We start from the raw sequence: 17,722 nt of genomic DNA on the forward strand, positions 1-17,722 counted from the left end.
GGCTCGATGGTGAAACCCCGATCCACCCCCACCCGTGAGCTGGTGAATCTCGACGGGCTCTGGCGGTTCTCCGTCGCGGGGACGCAGCCGTGGACCGGGCCGCTGGACACCACGCTGGAGGCAGCGGTCCCGGCCAGCTACAACGACTTGTTCACCGACAGCGCGATCCGCGACCACGTGGGCTGGGTCTGGTACCAGCGCCAGGTGCGGGTGCCGCGCGGCTGGGCCGGCGAGCGCGTCGTCCTGCGTGTCGACGCCGCCACCCACCAGGGCCAGGTCTACGTCGACGACGTACTGGTGGCCGAGCACGTGGGCGGCTACACGCCCTTCGAAGCCGACATCACCGAGCACGTGCGCGCCGGGCAGGAGTTCCGCCTCACCATCGGCGTCAACAACGAACTGACCGACACGACGATCCCGCCCGGCACGATCACCGTCACCGCCGACGGGCGGCGCCGGCAGACGTACCTGCACGACTTCTACAACTACGCCGGTCTGGCCCGCTCGGTGTGGCTCTGCAGCCGTCCCGCCGTCCACGTCGAGGACATCACGATCGTGACCGGCCTCGACGAAACGATCGGCACGGTCGAGTACTCCATCCGGACCAGCGCGCCCGCACCGGTCCGGGTGCGAGCGCTCGACGCCGCCGGCGCGGAGGTCGCGGCGGCGGACGGGGCCAACGGCATCCTGCGGATCGACGAGGTGGCCCTGTGGCGACCGGGCGCCGCCTACCTCTACGACCTCCTTGTCGAAGTCCTCGATGGCGACCAGGTCATCGACAGCTACACCGAGCCGTTCGGCGTACGGACCGTGGAGGTACGCGGCACGCAGTTCCTCATCAACGGCGAGCCGTTCTACTTCACCGGGTTCGGCAAGCACGAGGACACGCCGGTGCGCGGCAAGGGCCATGACAACGCCTACCTCGTCCACGACTTCCAGCTCATGGATTGGATCGGCGCCAACTCCTTCCGCACCTCGCACTACCCCTACGCCGAAGAAGTGATGGACTTCGCCGACCGGCACGGCATCGTCGTCATCGACGAGACCGCCGCCGTCGGCCTCAATCTCGCCGTCGCCGCCGGGCTCACCGGCGCTCCGCCCCGGCCCACATTCTCACCGGAGACCTTCGGGGAGGCCACCCGTGAGGCACACGCCCAGGCGATCCGCGAGCTGATCGCCCGCGACAAGAACCACCCGAGCGTCGTCATGTGGTGCATCGCCAACGAGCCGGCCTCCAACGAGGACGGCGCGCGCGAGTACTTCGAGCCGCTGGTGGAGCTCACCCGCAAGCTCGATCCCACCCGCCCGGTCAGCTACGCGGCCGTGATCTTCGCCACGCACGAGAACGACCGCCTCGCCGACCTCTTCGACGTCTTGTGCATCAACCGCTACTACGGCTGGTACATCGCCACCGGCGACCTCGCCACGGCTGAGACCTACCTGGAGCACGACCTGCGCGGCTGGGCGGAGAAGTTCGGCAAGCCGATCATGATGAGCGAGTACGGCGCCGACACCATGCCCGGACTGCACTCGGTCTGGGACACGCCGTGGACCGAGGAGTACCAGCAGGCCTATCTCGAGATGCACCACCGCGTCTTCGGCCGGATCGAGGCGTTCATCGGCGAGCACGTGTGGAACTTCGCCGACTTCCAGACCTCCCACGGCATCCACCGGGTCGACGGCAACAAGAAGGGCGTCTTCACCCGCGATCGCAGACCCAAGGCCGCCGCTCACGCGCTGCGGGCACGCTGGAGGCCGCTCGCCGGCCGCAAACCGTCCAGCACGCAGTAGGCAAGCGCCCCGACGTGGACGTGCCCTCCGCGCGCCGGGCCGGAACACGCCGGACGGTGCGCGGGAAACCCCATGGTGCTCAGCGACGCAGACGCGGCAAAACCCCCGCCGAGTGTGATCTCGCACTCGGCGGGTTTCTTGACGAGTCGCCTCGGGGAGCCGGCCACAGCTCTCGCGTGGACAGCCGACGTCTGCTCAGGCGGTGTCGCCGCCGTCGGCGAGCAAGGTGCTGCCGGTCATGAAGGCGGACAGGTCCGACGCGCAGAACAGGACGACGCGCGCGATGTCGTCAGGAACACCGACCCGGCCGATCGGGCTGTTCAGCATGAGGTCGGTCGGCGGGACGTCGGCGGTCATCACGGCCGCGGCCATCATCATGTTGCCTTCCGTGGGGACATAGCTCGGTGCCACTCCGAGCACGCGGATGCCCAGTGGAGCGAGCTCGAGGGCCAGCTCGCACGTGAGACCGCGAGCGGCGTGCTTGGAGCCGACGTAGGCGGCCAGGCCCGGCGCGGTGCCGCGGAAACCGGCCGTCGAGACGATGTTCACGATGACACCGCCCGTGCCCGCCGCCGACATCCGCCGTGCCGCCTCCCGCGCACCGACGAAGACGCCGCGCGCGTTCACGGCGAACACCGTGTCCCACGTCTCCTCGGTCATCTCCAGCAGCGGGACGCTCGGGAAGATGCCGGCGTTGTTCACCCAGATGTCCAGGCCACCGAGCTCGGCGACCGCGCGGTCGGCCGCCGTGGCCACGGCGGCCGCGTCCGTGACGTCCATGGCGGCGCCGATCGCGCGTGCCCCATGGCGTTCCGCGAGCTGCTTGGCGGCGGTCACGGCGAGCTCTTCATCAATGTCGCCGATCAGCAGGTCGGCTCCTGCCTCGGCCAAGCGGAGCGCGATCGCCTTGCCCAGTCCGCGGCCGCCTCCGGTCACGACCGCACGTCGCCCTTGCAAGGAAACGAGCTCGGCCAGGGATTTGCTCGACACATCGGCAGTGGACACGAATGGTCTCCTTTGGTTCTTCAGGAAATGGGGTGGCGCCGGGCGAAGCGACCGGGGCCGGTGTGGAACGTGCTGCCGTCCGGGAGCCGGACCTGCACCTCGGAGCCGCCGGGCACGTCGATGGAGATGGTCAGGTGATCGTCCTCGACGCGCCAGTCGACGGTGATCTGTCCCTGGGGGCTGTCGAAGGTGCCCGTGGCCCAGGTGATCGCTTCGTTGAGCACCGGTGCGACGACGAAGGACTCCCAACCGGCGGAGCCCGGAGCCTGCCGCAGGCCGAGGGTGTGGGTGTGCAGGAAGCGGATGACCGCGCCCTTGCTGTAGTGGTTGAGGGACGCCGTGGCGGTGCCGTCCTCTGATACGCCGTCCCAGTCCTCCCATATGGTCGTCGCCCCGCGATCGAGCATGCCGAGCCACGATGGGGACGAGCGCTGGTACAGCACCGAGTAAGCGACGTCGGGATGGCCGGAGTCGGCGAGGACGGGCAGCAGGTCCGCCGTCGAGAGGAAGCCCGTGCCGAGGTGGCCGTCGGCCGCGTCGATCAGGTCGACGAGGTGCCGGGCCGCCATCTCGCACAGCTCCTCGGGCACGAGCTCGAACGCCAGGGCACGCACGTAGCTCGCCTGCGTGCCGGCCTTCGTCCGGCCCTCGGCGTCCAGGAACTCCGTCTGCCACGCCCGGCGCACCTTCTCCGCCGTCTCGCGGTAGCGGGCCGCGTCGCCGGCGCGGCCCAACACCTCCGCCACGTCAGCGAGGGTGCGTACGGAGCGGAACAGGTACGCGGTGCCCACCTCTCCCTTGTCGGCCATGTACCACGCCGTGGGATCGCTCATCACGGGGTCGATGAGGGAGCCGTCCGCGGCGCGCTGCTTCGGCTCCAGCCATTCCCCCCAGTGGAAGGAGCCGTCCCAGATGAACTCCTCGTGCGTGAGCGGCTCGGCCGAGCGTTCGACGCGGGAGGGGTGCCGGGCGTTGCGTGCGGTGGAGAGCGCCCATTCGACCCAGCGCCGCATCGCCGGCCAGTTCTCGGCGAGGGCGGCCGTGTCCCCGTACGTCTCATACAGCACCCACGGAACGTGGACGATGGCGTCTCCCCACCCCGCGGAGCCGGTGATCGCGTTCGCCATCGGGTCGTCGTGGACCTTCAGCCGGTTGGCGTCCGGGGAGGAGTTCACGACGCGGCCGTCGTCCAGCTGGTCGTCGCGGATCGATCGCAGCCATTTACGGCTGAAGCCGTCGACGTCGTACAGGCGCGACGCGGTCGGCGCGAAGATCTGATAGTCGCCCGTCCAGCCGAGGCGCTCGCGCGTGGGGCAGTCCGTGGGGATGTCGACGGCGTTGCCGCGGAAGCTCCAGCGTGCCACCTCGTGCAGGCGGTTGAGGTCGTCGTCGCTGCAGGCGAAGGTCGCCGTCGGGCGCAGGCCGGTGTGCACGACCTGCATGACGATGCTCGCCGGGTCCAGGTCCGCGTCAGTGCGGCGGACGCGCGCGTAGCGGAAGCCGTGCACGGTGTGCCGGGGCTCGAACACCTCGCCCAGGCTGCCCGAGGAGACGACTTCGTCGCGTTGGACGAACGGGATTGCTGCCTCGCCCGGCTTCTGGCTGTCCAGATGGGTCGTGGTCAGGTCGCCGGTCGGGTCGAGATGCTCGCCGTAGTCGATCACGGTGCGGGTGCCGGCCGGGCCCAGGTCGGTGAGGCTGATCCAGCCGGACGCGTTCTGTCCGAAGTCAACGATCCACGCGCCGTTGGCGTGCCGGGTCACCGAACGCGGGGCGAGCTGCTCGACCCGTCGCACCGGCGGGGCCGGCGACCAGCTGATCGGCGGCGCGCTGACCGCGTCCACGAGGACAGGCCGCGCGTCGCCGGGCGGGGCCGTGAAGTCGGTCGTCTGGCCGTTCATGAGGTCGGCCGCGACGATGGTGCTGCGGCGCGAGGTCCAGTCCGCGCCCGTGACGGCGACCGCCTCGTTGCCGTCGGCGTAGCGGACGTGAAGCTGAAGCCGCGCCGCAGTGGTCGTGCCCCATGCGTCGCGCTTGCGCCAGGTCCCGACGCTGCCCCGGTACCAGCCGTCCGAGAGCAGGATCTCCAGGTCGTTGGCGCCGCCGCGCAGCAGCGCGGTGACGTCGGCGGCCTGGGCGTAGAGCGTGTCGCCGTAGGAGGTGGATCCCGGCGTCAGCTCGGCTGCCCCCACTCGCGTGCCGTTGACGAACGCCTCGTAGACGCCGAGGGCGGTGGAGTAGAGCCGGGCGGCGGCGATGTCGTCACGTAGATCGGCGGTGCCGGCCAGAACGTAGGCGGGACGGGGCTCCCTGCCGTCTTCTTGCGGGGAGATCCATCGCGCCGTCCAGTCCTCGTCCAGCAGGCCGGCCTCGAACTCGTGCCACGACGACCACGGCGAGGACTGCCCGTCACGATGCGTGCGGACGCGCCACCCGACGGACTGTCGGCTGCGCAGCGGCGGCAGCGGCCACTCGACGAACAGGTGCCGGGCGGAGGCGACGTTCTCCACCGTCTGCTCGGCGCCGTCGATACGGAACTGAAGGTCGTAGCCGTCCTGTCCGCCCCACGTCCGCGGCAGCGTCCAGGACAGCGGCGGCCGCTCCTCGGTGACCGGGAACTGGTCGCCGTCACTGGTGATCCGCAGGTCGTAGGGTGCGTGCTCGCTCATACTCATCGCACCGACTTCACCCGCGTGAACACCAGCAATCCACCGATGAGCGCCAGAACCGCGCCGGTGAGGTAGAGCAGCGTGTAGTTCTTGTCGCCGCCGATCGCGCCGATGCCGATGATGAACGGAGCGATGAGCGGCGCTATCGCGCTCGGGAGCTTGTGCGCGAACGACACCACGGCCATGTACCGCCCGGCCTCCTCCCGGCTGGGCAGCACGGCGAGCACGATCGCCTGGTCGACAGCGCTGAAGAACGCGATCGCGAGCTGCATCAGGATGGACCCGATCATCAGCACGGGGAAGGACTGCGCGAAGGCTTCGACGATTCCGCCCGCGACGAAGAACAGCGCACCGATGAGGGCGAACAGTTTCCGCCGGCGTAGCTTGTCCGACAGGAAGCCACCGCCGATCGCGCCAAGGGCCGCCGCGGCGACACCGAGGATGCCGATGATCGCCACCGTGCCCGCGACCTCCCGCACCGGCAGGTCCAGGCGCTGGGCGTAGAAGAACGTGGTGAACGTCGTATTGAAGTACAGCCCCATGAAGAACATCAGGCGCCCCAGCCAGTTCCAGCCGAAGTCCGGGTGCTTGCGGGGATTGAACACATAGCTGGAGGCCAGCGTCCGCACCGACACGGGCGTCGTCCGAACGGCGCCGCGCGTGTCGTTCTCCTTGCCCACGACGAGGAAGACCGCCAGCAGCGCCGCGCCGATGAGGCCGGGCAGGACGAAGACGAGGAACGTGTTGCCCGTCACGGCGGTCGTGATGCCGATCCCGATGATCGGGGCGATTTGGCCGGTCAGCCCTGTGAAGCCGGAGATCTTGCCGCGCTGGGCCTCGGGGATGCGGTCGGCCTGCACGTTGAGGATCGCCTGTGAGGCGGTCGCCCAGCCCAGCATCGCGAGGATCCAGCCGGCTCCCACGAGCAGCAGGTTCGGCGCGATCGCGATGCCGACCAGCGCGACCAGGCCCAGGATCAGGCCGGCGAGCATGAAGGGGCGGCGACGGCCGAGGCGGGTGCGGGTGCGATCGCTCCACACGCCGAGCAGGGGACTGAGCACAAGGTAGATGGTCTGCGCGGTGCCCGTGACGTATCCGAGCACCTCCTCGTGTCCGGGGGCGAGTTCGTCGATCCGCACCGCCAGCGAGAACGACAGCGGGACCACGAACGCCATGGAGATGCCGAAGTTGGCGGCCATCATCCAGAAGATGTAGCTCGCGCTCGCACTCGGCAGGTCGTCGGGGGTCTCGGTGTCGAGCGGTCCGAGAGAGGGGGGAGTGGCCATGAACACCCTTCCTTTAAGAAGTCAGGGCCGGAGAAACTGCAGCTCGTTACTTAAGCGCATTAGTAACCTACCGTTGGCTGCCGTCCAGGTTGCAAGACATCTCCCCGTAACAACTACGCAACGAGGCGCCGTTCACATATGTGGCCGACAATCGCCTACGATGAGCCGACATGACGCGCCCTGCGAAGCGGACCACGATCGTCGACGTCGCCCGCGCGGCCGGCGTCTCCGGAGCGACGGTGAGCTTCGTGCTCAACGACACGCCAGGGCAGTCCATCCCCGAAGAGACCAGGCACCGTGTCCTGGAGGCGGTCAGGCAGCTCGGCTACCGCCCCCGCGGCTCGGCCCGCGCGCTGGCCGCCGGGCGCAGCGACGTCGTCCTGCTGTCCATCCCGCACTTGTCGATCGGCCCCGGGATCACCCGCTTCGTCGAGCAGTTCGCCACCTCACTGGCCCACGCCGGCCTGACCTTGGTCACGCACCTGGCCGGAGCGTCCGGGCGGTCGCTTCCCGATGTCTGCGCCGCCATCGACGCCTCGGTGGTGGCCAGCCTCGATCCGTTGGACGACGAAACCTCCCAGGCCCTCCAAGCCGCAGGCGCGGACATCGTGTTCACCACCGAGGTGGAGGCCCACGCGACCATGCAGCACATGGGCCGCCTCCAGGCCGAGCACCTCATCGCCCTGGGGCATCGACGCCTCGGCTACGCCATGCCCGAACACCCGCTGCTGCGCAAGATCGCCGACGACCGGCTGCTCGGGGTCGCCGACGCCTGTGCGCAAGCCGGCATCGACTCCCCGCTGGCGCTCGACACCAAACTCGACACCGCCGCTATGGCACGCGCGGCGCGGCGGTGGCGTCGGGAGTCGGTGACGGCCGTGTGCGCCTACAACGACGAGGTCGCGATCGCTGTGCTTGCGGGTATGCGCCGCGCCAAGCTCGCCGCCCCAGGCGATCTGGCGGTCATCGGCGCCGACGACATCCCCCTCGCCCAGGTGGCCGATCCGCCGCTCAGCACGATCGCCTTCGACCTGGAGAAGGTGGGTCGTTCCCTGGCCGAGGCAGTCGTGGCGAGCCTGTCAGGCCGCAAGCCGCGCCTGCCCCCCACCTCGTTGTCTCCGCACATCATCCACCGCGCTTCGACCTGAGTCTCCGTCCGCTTGCGCTCTCGTTGATGCGATAGTGCGCGTGCAGCAGCGGCCAGATCACCTCGGCCATCTCGGCAGGGGTCCGGGAACACCCGCGCTCGAGCCAGTCGACGGCCACTCCCATGAGCGCCCCCGCAGTGAACGCCGCCGTCACGTCATGTGGGACGCGCTCAGGCCACACGCCGGCGTCGGCGTGCGCCAGGCGGTCACGGACGACCATGGCGATGCGGCGGCGGATGTGGCCGACGACGCGTGCGCTGCCTTGCGGCCCCAGCAGCGCGCGATACAGCCCCGCATGCTCGGCCAGGCTGCCGAAGAACGCCGCCAGCGATTCGATCGCCTCCTGCGCCAGGTCAGGCGAGTCGAGGCCAGGGCCGGGCAAGGACTCGATCAAGTTGTCGATCATCTCGGTGCAGGCGTCCTCGGCCAGTTCGTGGACGTCCCGGTAGTGGTCGTAGAAGGCCGAACGGCTCACTCCGGCGCCTTCGGCGACGTCGGAGACGCTGATCCGGGACAGCTCCCGCTCCTCGACCAGCTGAATCAGCGCGTGTGCCAGGGCTGATCGGGTACGGCGCACGCGCCGGTCACGCGAGGAAGCCTTGCTCTCTCTGACGGTGTCCACGCTTGCCAGCTTATCGAACGACTACACATGCAAGTTTTCTTGCAGCTGTAGGCTAATGTATGGGCCGGATGACGAAGGGATCTCGACATATGTGGATGCGTGCAGGCCAGGCCACCGCCCTCGATTCGAGCAGCGCCTCGTGACCTCGCCTGGACATGTTGTGATCGTCGGTGCGTCAGCCGCCGGTCTGAGTACCGCGGAGGCGCTGCGGCGACTCGGTCACCAGGGCCGGCTGACCCTGGTGGACGCTGAGCCCCATCTCCCCTACGATCGGCCGCCGCTGTCGAAGCAGGTCCTGGCCGGCACCTGGGAGCCGGCCCGCACCCGGCTCCGCACGGCGGCCCAGCTCGAAGCCCTGGCCGCCGAGTTGGTCCGGGGCGAGCCCGCCGTCGCGCTGGACGCGGCGAGGCGGACGGTCACCACGGCCTCCGGCCGCGTGCTGCGAGCCGACGCCGTGGTCGTCGCCACCGGCCTGACGCCGCACCGGCTGCCCGGCCAGGAGGGCCTGACGGGCGTGCACGTGCTGCGCAGCCTGGACGACGCGCTCACCCTGCGCGCTCACCTGACGGCCGGCGCCCGGCTCGTGGTCGTGGGCGAGGGGGTACTGGGCGCGGAGCTCGCCGCCACCGCCCGTGCCATGGGCCTGGAGGTCACCCTCGCCGGGCTGGGGCCGGCGCTGCTGCGCGAGCAACTCGGCGATGTGGTCGGCGCCCTGCTCACCCGCGCCCACACCGAGCGCGGGGTCCGGCTGCGGCTCGGCGTCGCGGTCGACGAGCTGACCGGCATCGACGGCCGGGTCACCGGAGTGAGGCTGGCCACCGGCGAGCTTCTGCCCGCCGACGCGGTCGTAGTGGCCATCGGGTCCCGCCCGGCGACCGGCTGGCTGGTCGGCAGTGGCCTCACCCTGGGCGACGGGGTGGAATGCGACGCCCGCTGCCGCGCCGCCGAGGGCGTCTACGCCGTCGGCGACGTGGCCTCTTTCGAGCACGCTGGGCTCGGCAGGCGGCTGCGGCTGGAGAACCGTACCAACGCCACCGAGCAGGCCCAGGTGGTGGCGGCCAACATCCTCGGCGCCGACCGCCCCTACACGCCGATCCCGTACTTCTGGACCGACCAGTACGACATCAAGATCCAGGCCCACGGCCGGCCCTCACCGGCGGCCGAGGTCACCATCGCCGAGGGCGACCCGGAGCAGCACCGATTCACCGCCGTCTATCGCGAGGGCGGCATGATCACCGGCGTCCTCGGCTGGAACATGCCCAAGCAGGCCCGCCTCCTGAGGCAGCAGGAGCTGGGCACCTGGCAGACCACCCCGCCACTCACGCCCGCGTGAGAACACGCATGACCATCGATTCATGAGGAGACGCCGAATGAGTGCAAATGAGCAGGTCCTGACGTATCCGATCCCCAACGACGCGGCGCTGGACCCGCCCGCGGAGTGGGCCGAGCTACGGGGCACGTGCCCGGTGGCGCACGTGAAGCTGCCCAGCGGCGACCAGGCGACGCTGCTGACCCGCTATGAGGACGTCAAGCAGGTGCTGGCCGATCCGCGTTTCACCCGTCTGCTGAACGCCCCCGACGCGGCCCGGCTGTCGGCGACGGACGACGGCGGACTGTTCAGCAGTGAGATGGCGGCGATCATCCCTGACGGCGGTGAGGAGCACCAGCATTGGCGGCGCCTGGTCGGCAGGTGGTTCACCGCCAAGCGCATGAACGCCCTACGGCCTCGGATGGCCCAGATCGCCGAGGACCTCATCGACGACATGGTCAAGCGCGGCGCCCCCGGCGACCTCAAAGCCGGTCTGGGCTTCCCGCTGCCGGTTTACGTCATCTGCGACATGCTCGGCGTGCCCGCCGCCGACCGGGACCGCTTCTCGTACTGGTCCGACACCCTGCTCAACCTGACCCGCTACGGCAAGGAGGAGATCGACGCCGCCCAGGCCGAGTTCTTCCAGTACATGTCCGACCACCTCGCCGCCAAGCGTGCCGAACCGGGCGACGACCTGCTGAGTGAGCTGATCGCGGCCGGCGGCCCCGAGGACGGCGGGCTGAACGACATCCAGATCCTCGTCACCGGTATGGCGCTGCTGGTCGCCGGGCACGAGACCACCGCCAACATGATCGGCAAGATGGTCGCCATGCTGCTGGCCGACCGCACCCGCTGGGAGGCGCTGCTGGCCGACCCGAAACTGATCCGCACCACGGTCGAGGAGTCACTGCGCCTGGATGCCAACTCCGGCTTCGGCCTGCCCCGCTACCTCAAGGAGGAGACCGAGGTCAGCGGCACTGTCCTGCCCAAGGGCACCACCGTGATCTGCAGCATGGCCGCCGCCAACCGCGACGAGAGCGCCATCGAGGCCGCCGACCAGATGGACCTGACCCGCAGCCCCAACCCCCACCTGGCCTTCGGCGCCGGCGCCCACTCCTGCCTGGGCCAGGCGCTGGCTCGCACGGAGCTGCAGGTCGTCCTGGAGGTGCTGCTGCGCAAGCTCCCCACGCTGGAGCTGGCGGTGCCGGTAGAGGAGTTGGAGCGCTTGGAGGGGCTGGCCGTCGGCGGCCTGCGCACCGTGCCGGTCCGTTGGTGACCACCTGATCGACACACGGAGGGAATCATCATGAAAGTCATCGTCGACGAGACCAAGTGCTGCGGCGCCGGCCAGTGCGTTCTGATCGCGCCCGAGGTGTTCGACCAGCGCGACGACGACGGCATCGTCATCCTGCTGGAGCCGGAGCCGGACGCGGACCAGCACGCCGCCGTCCGCGAGGCCGCCGCTGTCTGCCCCGCCGCCGCCATCGAGGTGGCCGAGCAGGCGTAATCGGGCCTTCATAAGCGACCGTTCGGCATGCAACGCCCATGCGAATGCGCCGGTCTTCGACCCGACGGTGCGATGCAGGAACGCAGACGAGCGGGGTGCCGACGAAGCCGGTGCCATCGCCGCAGCCGCTGCTGCATGACACTGCCCGACCGGCCCCCCGCACGAGTCAGCCGCTTTCGGCGAGACGATCGAGCAGTAGGTCACCCGACGAATGTTCGGGAGACGGCCTCCGGGGCAGTGAAGACGGCACTGAGCGACTCGGCAACCGAGCGCCTCACCGACCTGTCAACCAGGGTCACCCGCCAATCCCCGGCTCCCCCGAGGTAAGGGATCGATCTGCGTCGGCGCGAGCGCGCCTCGGTGGAGCATAGGGGTTCGACCGATCGTTCCTCGGAAGAAGTGGATGAGGGCGTGGTAGTCGACTACTGGCACGGAGATCCGCTCGCGCAGCCGGTCGGCGATGCACGCCATCTCGCCGCATTCGAGCACGACCGCGCCGATTCGGTGTGCCGCCGCGAACTCGATGATGACGCCCTTGATCTGCTCGAGGACGGCTACGGCGTCGAACGCCTCCGCCCGGTCGATCACGGCGCGGCGGAACGGCCCGGGTCCCTGCAACCCGACGACGAGAAGGCGGTCACGGTCCTTGGAGGCGACGCCAGGCAGGTCGGCGGTCGACGCGAGTTGTGAGTCTGCGTAGATCACGAGGATCGCCCGGTCCGGCGCGATGGTCGCCAGAAGGGTCGGCACCGCCAGCAACGGTGAAGACACGACCACTGCTTCACTGGCGGCGGCGAACTTGCCCTGGTAGCGCGACAGGTAGCCGATGGTCAGTGCGACGACCGAAGGTGACTCGCTGCCACCGGCGGGTGGGAGCCGGGCGAGCGTGCGGTGCAACAGGGGTTGCCGTGGATCGGCGAGGTCTGCGAACAGGTTCGCACTCTCGATGCCGGCGAGGTCGGCATCGTGGACCGAGCGGTCGGCGGCGGAGCCGGCCACGAAGGGGGCGTCCTGCGGCGTGATGACGAGCACCTCGGCGGATTTGGTCTGGTCGTCAGGCATGCTGCGTCTCCCGGCGGCCGAGCAGGATTGTCGCGATGACGCCAAGCGCCACGGTCACCAGGAGGTAGGCACTCAAGGCGAACGGAGAGGCGAAGCTGCCCGCGATCGCAGCGGCGATGAAAGGCGCGGGCCCGCCCCCGATGATCCCCGCGAGGTTGAAGGCCAGAGAACTGCCCGAGTAGCGCACCGGTGCAGGAAACAGCCCAGTGAGCAAAGGTGCCTCACTGGCGAACATAGCCGCGTACGGCACTAGCGAAACCAGGATCACCGGAATCGCCACGGCAGGGTTGCCGCTCTTGATGGCCGCGAAGTAGACGACGCAGATGACGGCGGTGCCGGCGGCACCAGCCAGGTAGACCCGGCGGGGACCGAAGCGGTCACCGAGCAAGCCCATCAGCGGCATGATCAAGGCCGAAAGCAGCGCCGCTGCCGCGACGAGTCCGAGCAGCAGTCCGCGGCCGAACCCGCCCACCGAGGTGCCGTAGGCGAAGACGAAGGTGATGAACACGAACACCGCCGCCATCTCGCCGACCTTCAGGAATAGACCGAGCAAAATCTCTCGCGAATGCGACCGCACGACGCTGAGCACAGGGGCGCGGTGGACCGCCCCCGCGTCCTTGGCCGCCGCGAAATCCGCCGTCTCCGGGAGACCCTTGCGCATCCAGAACCCGAGGATGACCAGCACGATGCTGGCCACGAAGGGCAGTCGCCAGGCCCAGCTGAGGAACGCCTCTCCCGCGAGGTTGCTGACCGCGAGCACCACCGCGTTGGCCAGGGCCACCCCGAGCATGGCTGAGGCCTGCGGAAACGCAGCGCGGAAACCACGTCTCTTCGCGTCACCGGATTCAGTGGCCATGAGGACCGCGCCACCCCACTCGCCACCCATCCCGATACCTTGAAGGGTCCTCATGAGCACGAGGAGGATAGGCGCCCACAGTCCGATCGAGTGGTAGCCCGGGATGAGCCCGACTCCGACCGTGCCGATCCCCATGAGCATCAACGTGCTGATGAGGGCCGACTTCCGCCCGATCCGATCGCCCAGGTGGCCGAAGATGACCGCGCCGATCGGGCGCGCGGCGAACCCGACGAAGAAGGTCGAAAAAGTGAGCAGCGTCCCGGCAAGACCGTCACTCGCAGGGAAGAACTGTGTGGGAAACACCAGCGCGGCGACCGTGCCGTACAGCATGAAGTCGTACCACTCGATGGTACTGCCCACCGTGCTGGCGGCTACCACGCGTCTGATGCGCCGGGTGCTGTCCTGTGTCCTGCCTGTGGACGGGAGCGTGTCGGTCATGAGCCGGTCCAATCGCGATCGGGGGGAAGACCAGGCAAAGGCTTTGCCAATTGGCAAAGTACGGTCCTTGCGTTGCCATCCGATTGCCGCGTATTGCGGCGGGGTAAAACGCTGCCGCCGATGGTCAGGCCAGCACGGAAATGGCACCTTTCCCGCGCGAAACGCAAGCGGCCATGGACCTGGCGCGCTCGTCGTCGGTCAGACACAGGTCGCGGTGCTGGATGTCGCCGTCGACCACGTCGAGCACACAGGTACCGCAGGCACCGCCCTCGCACGAGTAGTCGACTGGCAGCCCCTCCCGCACCATCGCCTGGACCAAAGACTCGTCCGCACCGACGTGAATTGCTCGCCGGGACAGCACAAGCCATGTGTCGAACGCGTTACCGAGCTCGTCGCCAGCTGCGCTCGCCCGGGCAGTGAAGCTTTCGCAGCGCACCCGCTCCGGCTCGAGATGGGTGGTTGCCTGGGCCATCTCGGCCATAAGACCCTCGGGACCGCAGTAATACAGCGTCGTGTCACCGGTGAGCTCAGCCGCCAGCTTATGCGGATCGAGCCGGTCTCCAGTGGACGACTCGTGCACGACCACATCGGCGCCCGTCCCTTGCAGCACGTCGAGGTAGGCAGCGTGCTCGCGACGCCGTACGCAGTACCTGATCTCGCTGGACGCACCAGGCGGCAGCCCGCCCAGCAGGCCGAGGATCGCCGTGATACCGATCCCCCCGGCGACGAACACGTGGTGCGACGCCGCCGGATCGATGCGCATGCCCGGTTGCGGGTACGAGACGAACAGCATGTCGCCGATCGCGAGGTCGTCATGGAACAGGACTGAGCCGCCGCGGCCATCCCCGTCCCGGCGGATGGCGATCCGGTAGGCCGATGAGTCGCTTACCGGCCCGATGAGCGAGTAATCGCGTCGGGTCCCGTTCCGGTGCTGGATCTGGACATGATCGCCGGCCACGAACGGCGGGAATGCCTCGCGGTGAAGGGGAACAAGGGTGAGCTCGCGTACCCCCGGCGCGGGCCACGCGTCCGCCTGCAGCCGCGCGGCCATCAACAGACGCACGCTCATGTGGCACCCCCGCCGATCTCGGCCTGCTCGGCCACGGGCATCTGGATCCCGGCGTCCTCTCCCGGCCGCAGCGGACGTATCGGATCTCCTGGATGTATCGTGCCGCCGCGCAAGATGCGGCAGTTGAGCCCGGACTGGCCGAGAAGCGGCTCGAACACGGGCTTGTCGATCAAGCGTTCAAGGTAACGGCACGGCACATTCAGCCTGCCTCCGTAGACAACGGTCTCCCCGATCGCGAAGCACCGCTCGACCAGAGAGTTGAGCGGGACGCCCTTGGTCACGATGTTGCGTCGCAACTCCACCCCGTCCACCGGTTCACCAAGGGCGTGGGCGAGGCCGTCGATCACCTCCTGGGAGATCAGGGTGAGCTGACGGTCCGGATGCCAAAGGTGTGAGTAGTGGCCGGTGCCGAGCGCATACCTGTCGCCTTCCATACCCACCCCGGCCAGCAGGCGCGCCGCCGACAATGCGTGCATCTCCACTCCGGCGCCCTCGGCTGCGTAAATCGCCCGGACCTCTCCGAGCCATGGCTCGTCGGCCACCTCGTCACGCCTCTCTGTGTCCATCACGATCGGTCCTCACGTCCTCTCGGCGCCGGTATCACTCCTGTACCGGCTGGATCGGACTAAAATGAGCCGAAACGATGCCTACTTTGCCAATAGGCAAAGATACCATCTGAACCAGGAGCCTAAGGAGATCGATGTCGCAGGCGCACGCCGAGGACCTGGAGGGGCTCGCGGCCCGGATGATCGCGGAACACCGTCGCAGCCGCGGCCTCAGCCTGACCAGCGTCGCGGAGGCGAGCGGGGTGTCCGCCGCCCACCTGTCGCGTATCGAGCGTGGGGAACGCGCCCCGTCGCTCGGGGTGCTCCTGCAGCTGGCGAAGGCCTACGACCTCACGCTGGGCGAGCTCGTCGGGGAGAACCAGTCCGCCTTCCCCGCCGTGCGACACAGCTCACTTCGCACACATCCACTCACTGCGGGCGTCGGCTACCGGCCGCTGCTCACCCACGCAGGCCCGAGCAGCGTACAAATCGTCCTGGTGGACATCGCAGCCGGGACGACGACACCTCCGTCATCCCACTCCGGCACCGAGTGGATCTTTGTGATGGAAGGCACTGCCGAACTCGGCATCGGCCCGCGACGTTGGACACTCGAGGCCGGCGACGCTATCGACTTCGACTCCGGCGAGGAGCACATGCTGAGCAGCGTCTCTGGTGCCGCACGACTGATGTTGGTGATGGTCTCGCCGGTCACCGGCGCATCACCGGGCCATTGATCCGCGTTTCCGACAGACCGTCACCCCGCTCCGCTCTCTGCGTTTGACATCGCTCGCGGTCGGCCAGCGCGCGGGACAGTTGCATCGCCCCGATCATCACGGCGTAGATGCTGAGCACCTTCGCGTGTGCCGACTGCGGATCATGCGGCGCCAGGCGGACGGCGAAGTCGCCGATGACCGCCAGCACGCCGTCGGTGTACACCCGTTTGGTGGCGTCCGCGCAGCGGCCGATTTCGTCCAGCAGGGCGGCGGACGGGCAGCCGTGTCCGCGAGCACGGCGTCCGGGTCCTGCTCGTCGAGCCCGGCCCGATCAACACCCCGTTCGGGGCCCACAGCGTGCAGGCCGACACCCCACTGCCGCTCTACACGTCGGGACGACTCACCTTCGAGCAGCCGGACACGGCTGTCACCCGACGTCTGTTGTCTTTGCCCGCGCTGCTGCTACGGAGGAGTGTCTCCAAGGAGGCGGAGCTGCTGGTGCTTCGGCATCAGAACGCGGTCCTGCGCCGTCAGGTCCCGCGGGTGCGTTACGAGCCGGCCGATCGCCTGTGGCTGGCGGCGCTCTCGCACCTGATACCCGCCCCCAATGGGAAGGATCTTCCCGATTACCCCGGCCACGTTGCTGGCCTGGCACCGCAAACTCGTGGCGAACAAATGGGACTACACCGGGCCCCAGCCGCATAGCCCGTGTCCAGGATTCCGAGTCAAGGTCCGTGTGGTGCAGTCAGGACTTTGTGGGTCGACTCGAGGATCTTCTCCGACAGTTCTGTGCCCGCCGTGGCCCGGGCAAGCAGGATCGCGCCGACCAGGGTGGCCACCATGGGAAGGCCGTCGTCGGCGTCGGTAGACAGCCACGCGGCGAATTCCTCGACTCCGGCTGCGTACGTTTCGCGCACCTCCCCAGCCGTGGACTCGCGAGCCATGTCCCCGGCGAATCCCGCGGTGGGACAACCGGTGCCGGGCTGGTCACGGTGCTCGGCCGACAGGTAGAAGTCGACGAGGGCGCCGCGCGCGGTGTCGTGATCGCCGTGGTCGGTGTCGAACGACGCCAGGAGTAGGTCAAGGTCCCCGAAAGCGGCTTGAGCCGCCTCGGCTATCAGGGCCTCCTTGGAGGGGAACTGCTTGTAGAAGCCGCCCGTGGTCAGCCCGATGGACTTCATCAGATCGGCGACGCTGATGCCGTTCACGCCACGCTCCCGGAAGAGCTGGGAGGCCGCGGCGACCGCGCGCCTGCGGTTCTCGATCGCTTGTGCTTGCGAAACGCGACTCATCAGCCACCCGCCCACGTTAGATAGTAAAGCGCATCTATCATATGGGAAGTGCCGGGCGGCCGGCCGCAGCGCCCTCTTTCCGTACGGCTCTTTCTCGCTGTCGCAAGGCGAGGAACTCGTGGGCCCGCATCCGAACCGGAAGCGGCTTCCGACCGTGCGATGCATCCGTTCCGGGTGCGGTTGCGAGAAGACGCCGATGCAAAATCTCGTGGAGCGCATGCATAGCGGCTGACGGAGCCTGTTCAACCGTTCCTAGGGACTGAGCATGAGTTGCTCATGCTCAGCCGAACGCTCCGAACGGTGTTGAGCGTTCTGGTCGCCCGTGTGCTCGCCGCATCCGGGCGGCACGCATCGGGTGCGTGGTCCGGGAATGCGGGGACGGGGTCCCTCACCCCCAGAAGCATCCGGTC

Annotated in this window: 16 protein-coding genes; 6 read left to right on the plus strand and 10 right to left on the minus strand. The window is 68.8% G+C overall.

Annotated features, from left to right (window positions below; all coding sequences use genetic code 11):
• Positions 1 to 6 precede the first annotated feature (6 nt).
• On the plus strand, positions 7 to 1,791 hold the full coding sequence (gene uidA, locus EJK15_RS35515; RefSeq protein ID WP_138714856.1) for a beta-glucuronidase: 1,785 nt from the start codon (positions 7 to 9) through the stop codon (positions 1,789 to 1,791).
• 195 nt (positions 1,792 to 1,986) lie between these two features.
• On the opposite strand, the gene EJK15_RS35520 is transcribed toward uidA, so the two are convergent.
• From EJK15_RS35520 to EJK15_RS35530, 3 genes are read right to left on the minus strand one after another with little or no spacing between them, the layout of a single operon-like run.
• Complete coding sequence (locus EJK15_RS35520; protein ID WP_138714857.1) at positions 1,987 to 2,796, minus strand: SDR family NAD(P)-dependent oxidoreductase; 810 nt, start codon at positions 2,794 to 2,796, stop codon at positions 1,987 to 1,989.
• A 20-nt stretch (positions 2,797 to 2,816) separates the two neighbouring features.
• On the minus strand, positions 2,817 to 5,465 hold the full coding sequence (locus EJK15_RS35525; RefSeq protein WP_138714858.1) for an alpha-L-rhamnosidase: 2,649 nt from the start codon (positions 5,463 to 5,465) through the stop codon (positions 2,817 to 2,819).
• 2 nt (positions 5,466 to 5,467) lie between these two features.
• Positions 5,468 to 6,751 (minus strand): MFS transporter, encoded by a 1,284-nt coding sequence (locus EJK15_RS35530; RefSeq protein WP_138714859.1) that lies wholly within the window; start codon positions 6,749 to 6,751, stop codon positions 5,468 to 5,470.
• A 170-nt stretch (positions 6,752 to 6,921) separates the two neighbouring features.
• Here EJK15_RS35530 and EJK15_RS35535 point away from each other — a divergent pair, with 170 nt between their 5' ends.
• Positions 6,922 to 7,899 carry a LacI family DNA-binding transcriptional regulator gene (locus EJK15_RS35535; protein ID WP_138714860.1) on the plus strand — a complete coding sequence of 326 codons (978 nt, stop codon included), beginning with the start codon at positions 6,922 to 6,924 and terminating at the stop codon, positions 7,897 to 7,899.
• Here the strand turns inward: EJK15_RS35535 and EJK15_RS35540 are convergent.
• A complete protein-coding gene (locus EJK15_RS35540; protein ID WP_138714861.1) occupies positions 7,877 to 8,521 on the minus strand; it encodes a TetR/AcrR family transcriptional regulator in 645 nt (214 codons plus the stop codon). The genes EJK15_RS35535 and EJK15_RS35540 overlap by 23 nt on opposite strands.
• A 139-nt stretch (positions 8,522 to 8,660) precedes the next feature.
• Here EJK15_RS35540 and EJK15_RS35545 point away from each other — a divergent pair, with 139 nt between their 5' ends.
• From EJK15_RS35545 to EJK15_RS35555, 3 genes are read left to right on the plus strand one after another with little or no spacing between them, the layout of a single operon-like run.
• Positions 8,661 to 9,854, plus strand: a complete 1,194-nt coding sequence (locus tag EJK15_RS35545) for an NAD(P)/FAD-dependent oxidoreductase (RefSeq protein ID WP_206061287.1) — start codon at positions 8,661 to 8,663, stop codon at positions 9,852 to 9,854.
• Between the two features lie 37 nt (positions 9,855 to 9,891).
• On the plus strand, positions 9,892 to 11,106 hold the full coding sequence (locus EJK15_RS35550) for a cytochrome P450 (protein ID WP_138714863.1): 1,215 nt from the start codon (positions 9,892 to 9,894) through the stop codon (positions 11,104 to 11,106).
• A 30-nt stretch (positions 11,107 to 11,136) separates the two neighbouring features.
• Positions 11,137 to 11,337, plus strand: a complete 201-nt coding sequence (locus EJK15_RS35555) for a ferredoxin (protein WP_138714864.1) — start codon at positions 11,137 to 11,139, stop codon at positions 11,335 to 11,337.
• Positions 11,338 to 11,622: 285 nt separating this feature from the next.
• On the opposite strand, the gene EJK15_RS35560 is transcribed toward EJK15_RS35555, so the two are convergent.
• The 4 genes from EJK15_RS35560 to EJK15_RS35575 all read right to left on the minus strand — a co-directional run bounded on the left by EJK15_RS35560 (position 11,623) and on the right by EJK15_RS35575 (position 15,328).
• Complete coding sequence (locus tag EJK15_RS35560; protein ID WP_138714865.1) at positions 11,623 to 12,399, minus strand: aspartate/glutamate racemase family protein; 777 nt, start codon at positions 12,397 to 12,399, stop codon at positions 11,623 to 11,625.
• Positions 12,392 to 13,633, minus strand: a complete 1,242-nt coding sequence (locus EJK15_RS35565; RefSeq protein ID WP_171074709.1) for an MFS transporter — start codon at positions 13,631 to 13,633, stop codon at positions 12,392 to 12,394. The genes EJK15_RS35560 and EJK15_RS35565 overlap by 8 nt, the downstream gene beginning before the upstream one ends.
• A gap of 184 nt (positions 13,634 to 13,817) precedes the next feature.
• Positions 13,818 to 14,762, minus strand: a complete 945-nt coding sequence (locus EJK15_RS35570) for a PDR/VanB family oxidoreductase (RefSeq protein WP_138714867.1) — start codon at positions 14,760 to 14,762, stop codon at positions 13,818 to 13,820.
• A complete protein-coding gene (locus EJK15_RS35575) occupies positions 14,759 to 15,328 on the minus strand; it encodes an MOSC domain-containing protein (protein ID WP_138714875.1) in 570 nt (189 codons plus the stop codon). Before EJK15_RS35575 ends, EJK15_RS35570 begins: the two co-directional genes overlap by 4 nt.
• Before the next feature lie 134 nt (positions 15,329 to 15,462).
• On the opposite strand from EJK15_RS35575, the gene EJK15_RS35580 reads away from it, so the two are divergent.
• A complete protein-coding gene (locus tag EJK15_RS35580) occupies positions 15,463 to 16,041 on the plus strand; it encodes a helix-turn-helix domain-containing protein (protein ID WP_138714868.1) in 579 nt (192 codons plus the stop codon).
• On the opposite strand, the gene EJK15_RS73120 is transcribed toward EJK15_RS35580, so the two are convergent.
• Complete coding sequence (locus EJK15_RS73120) at positions 16,016 to 16,243, minus strand: hypothetical protein (RefSeq protein ID WP_206061289.1); 228 nt, start codon at positions 16,241 to 16,243, stop codon at positions 16,016 to 16,018. The genes EJK15_RS35580 and EJK15_RS73120 overlap by 26 nt on opposite strands.
• Before the next feature lie 502 nt (positions 16,244 to 16,745).
• A complete protein-coding gene (locus EJK15_RS35595; RefSeq protein ID WP_138714869.1) occupies positions 16,746 to 17,312 on the minus strand; it encodes a TetR/AcrR family transcriptional regulator in 567 nt (188 codons plus the stop codon).
• Positions 17,313 to 17,722: the final 410 nt, after the last annotated feature.

The sequence above is a fragment of the Nonomuraea basaltis genome, assembly GCF_005893125.1.
In the GTDB taxonomy this organism is placed as follows: domain Bacteria; phylum Actinomycetota; class Actinomycetes; order Streptosporangiales; family Streptosporangiaceae; genus Nonomuraea; species Nonomuraea basaltis.

Coding starts and splice junctions, on each gene's coding strand:
- uidA (WP_138714856.1), top strand. CDS start 7: ATGGTGAAACCCCGATCCACCCCCACCCGTGAGCTGGTGAATCTCGAC.
- EJK15_RS35525 (WP_138714858.1), bottom strand. CDS start 5,465: ATGAGCGAGCACGCACCCTACGACCTGCGGATCACCAGTGACGGCGAC.
- EJK15_RS35530 (WP_138714859.1), bottom strand. CDS start 6,751: ATGGCCACTCCCCCCTCTCTCGGACCGCTCGACACCGAGACCCCCGAC.
- EJK15_RS35535 (WP_138714860.1), top strand. CDS start 6,922: ATGACGCGCCCTGCGAAGCGGACCACGATCGTCGACGTCGCCCGCGCG.
- EJK15_RS35550 (WP_138714863.1), top strand. CDS start 9,892: ATGAGTGCAAATGAGCAGGTCCTGACGTATCCGATCCCCAACGACGCG.
- EJK15_RS35555 (WP_138714864.1), top strand. CDS start 11,137: ATGAAAGTCATCGTCGACGAGACCAAGTGCTGCGGCGCCGGCCAGTGC.
- EJK15_RS35560 (WP_138714865.1), bottom strand. CDS start 12,399: ATGCCTGACGACCAGACCAAATCCGCCGAGGTGCTCGTCATCACGCCG.
- EJK15_RS35570 (WP_138714867.1), bottom strand. CDS start 14,762: ATGAGCGTGCGTCTGTTGATGGCCGCGCGGCTGCAGGCGGACGCGTGG.
- EJK15_RS35575 (WP_138714875.1), bottom strand. CDS start 15,328: ATGGACACAGAGAGGCGTGACGAGGTGGCCGACGAGCCATGGCTCGGA.
- EJK15_RS35580 (WP_138714868.1), top strand. CDS start 15,463: ATGTCGCAGGCGCACGCCGAGGACCTGGAGGGGCTCGCGGCCCGGATG.
- EJK15_RS35595 (WP_138714869.1), bottom strand. CDS start 17,312: ATGAGTCGCGTTTCGCAAGCACAAGCGATCGAGAACCGCAGGCGCGCG.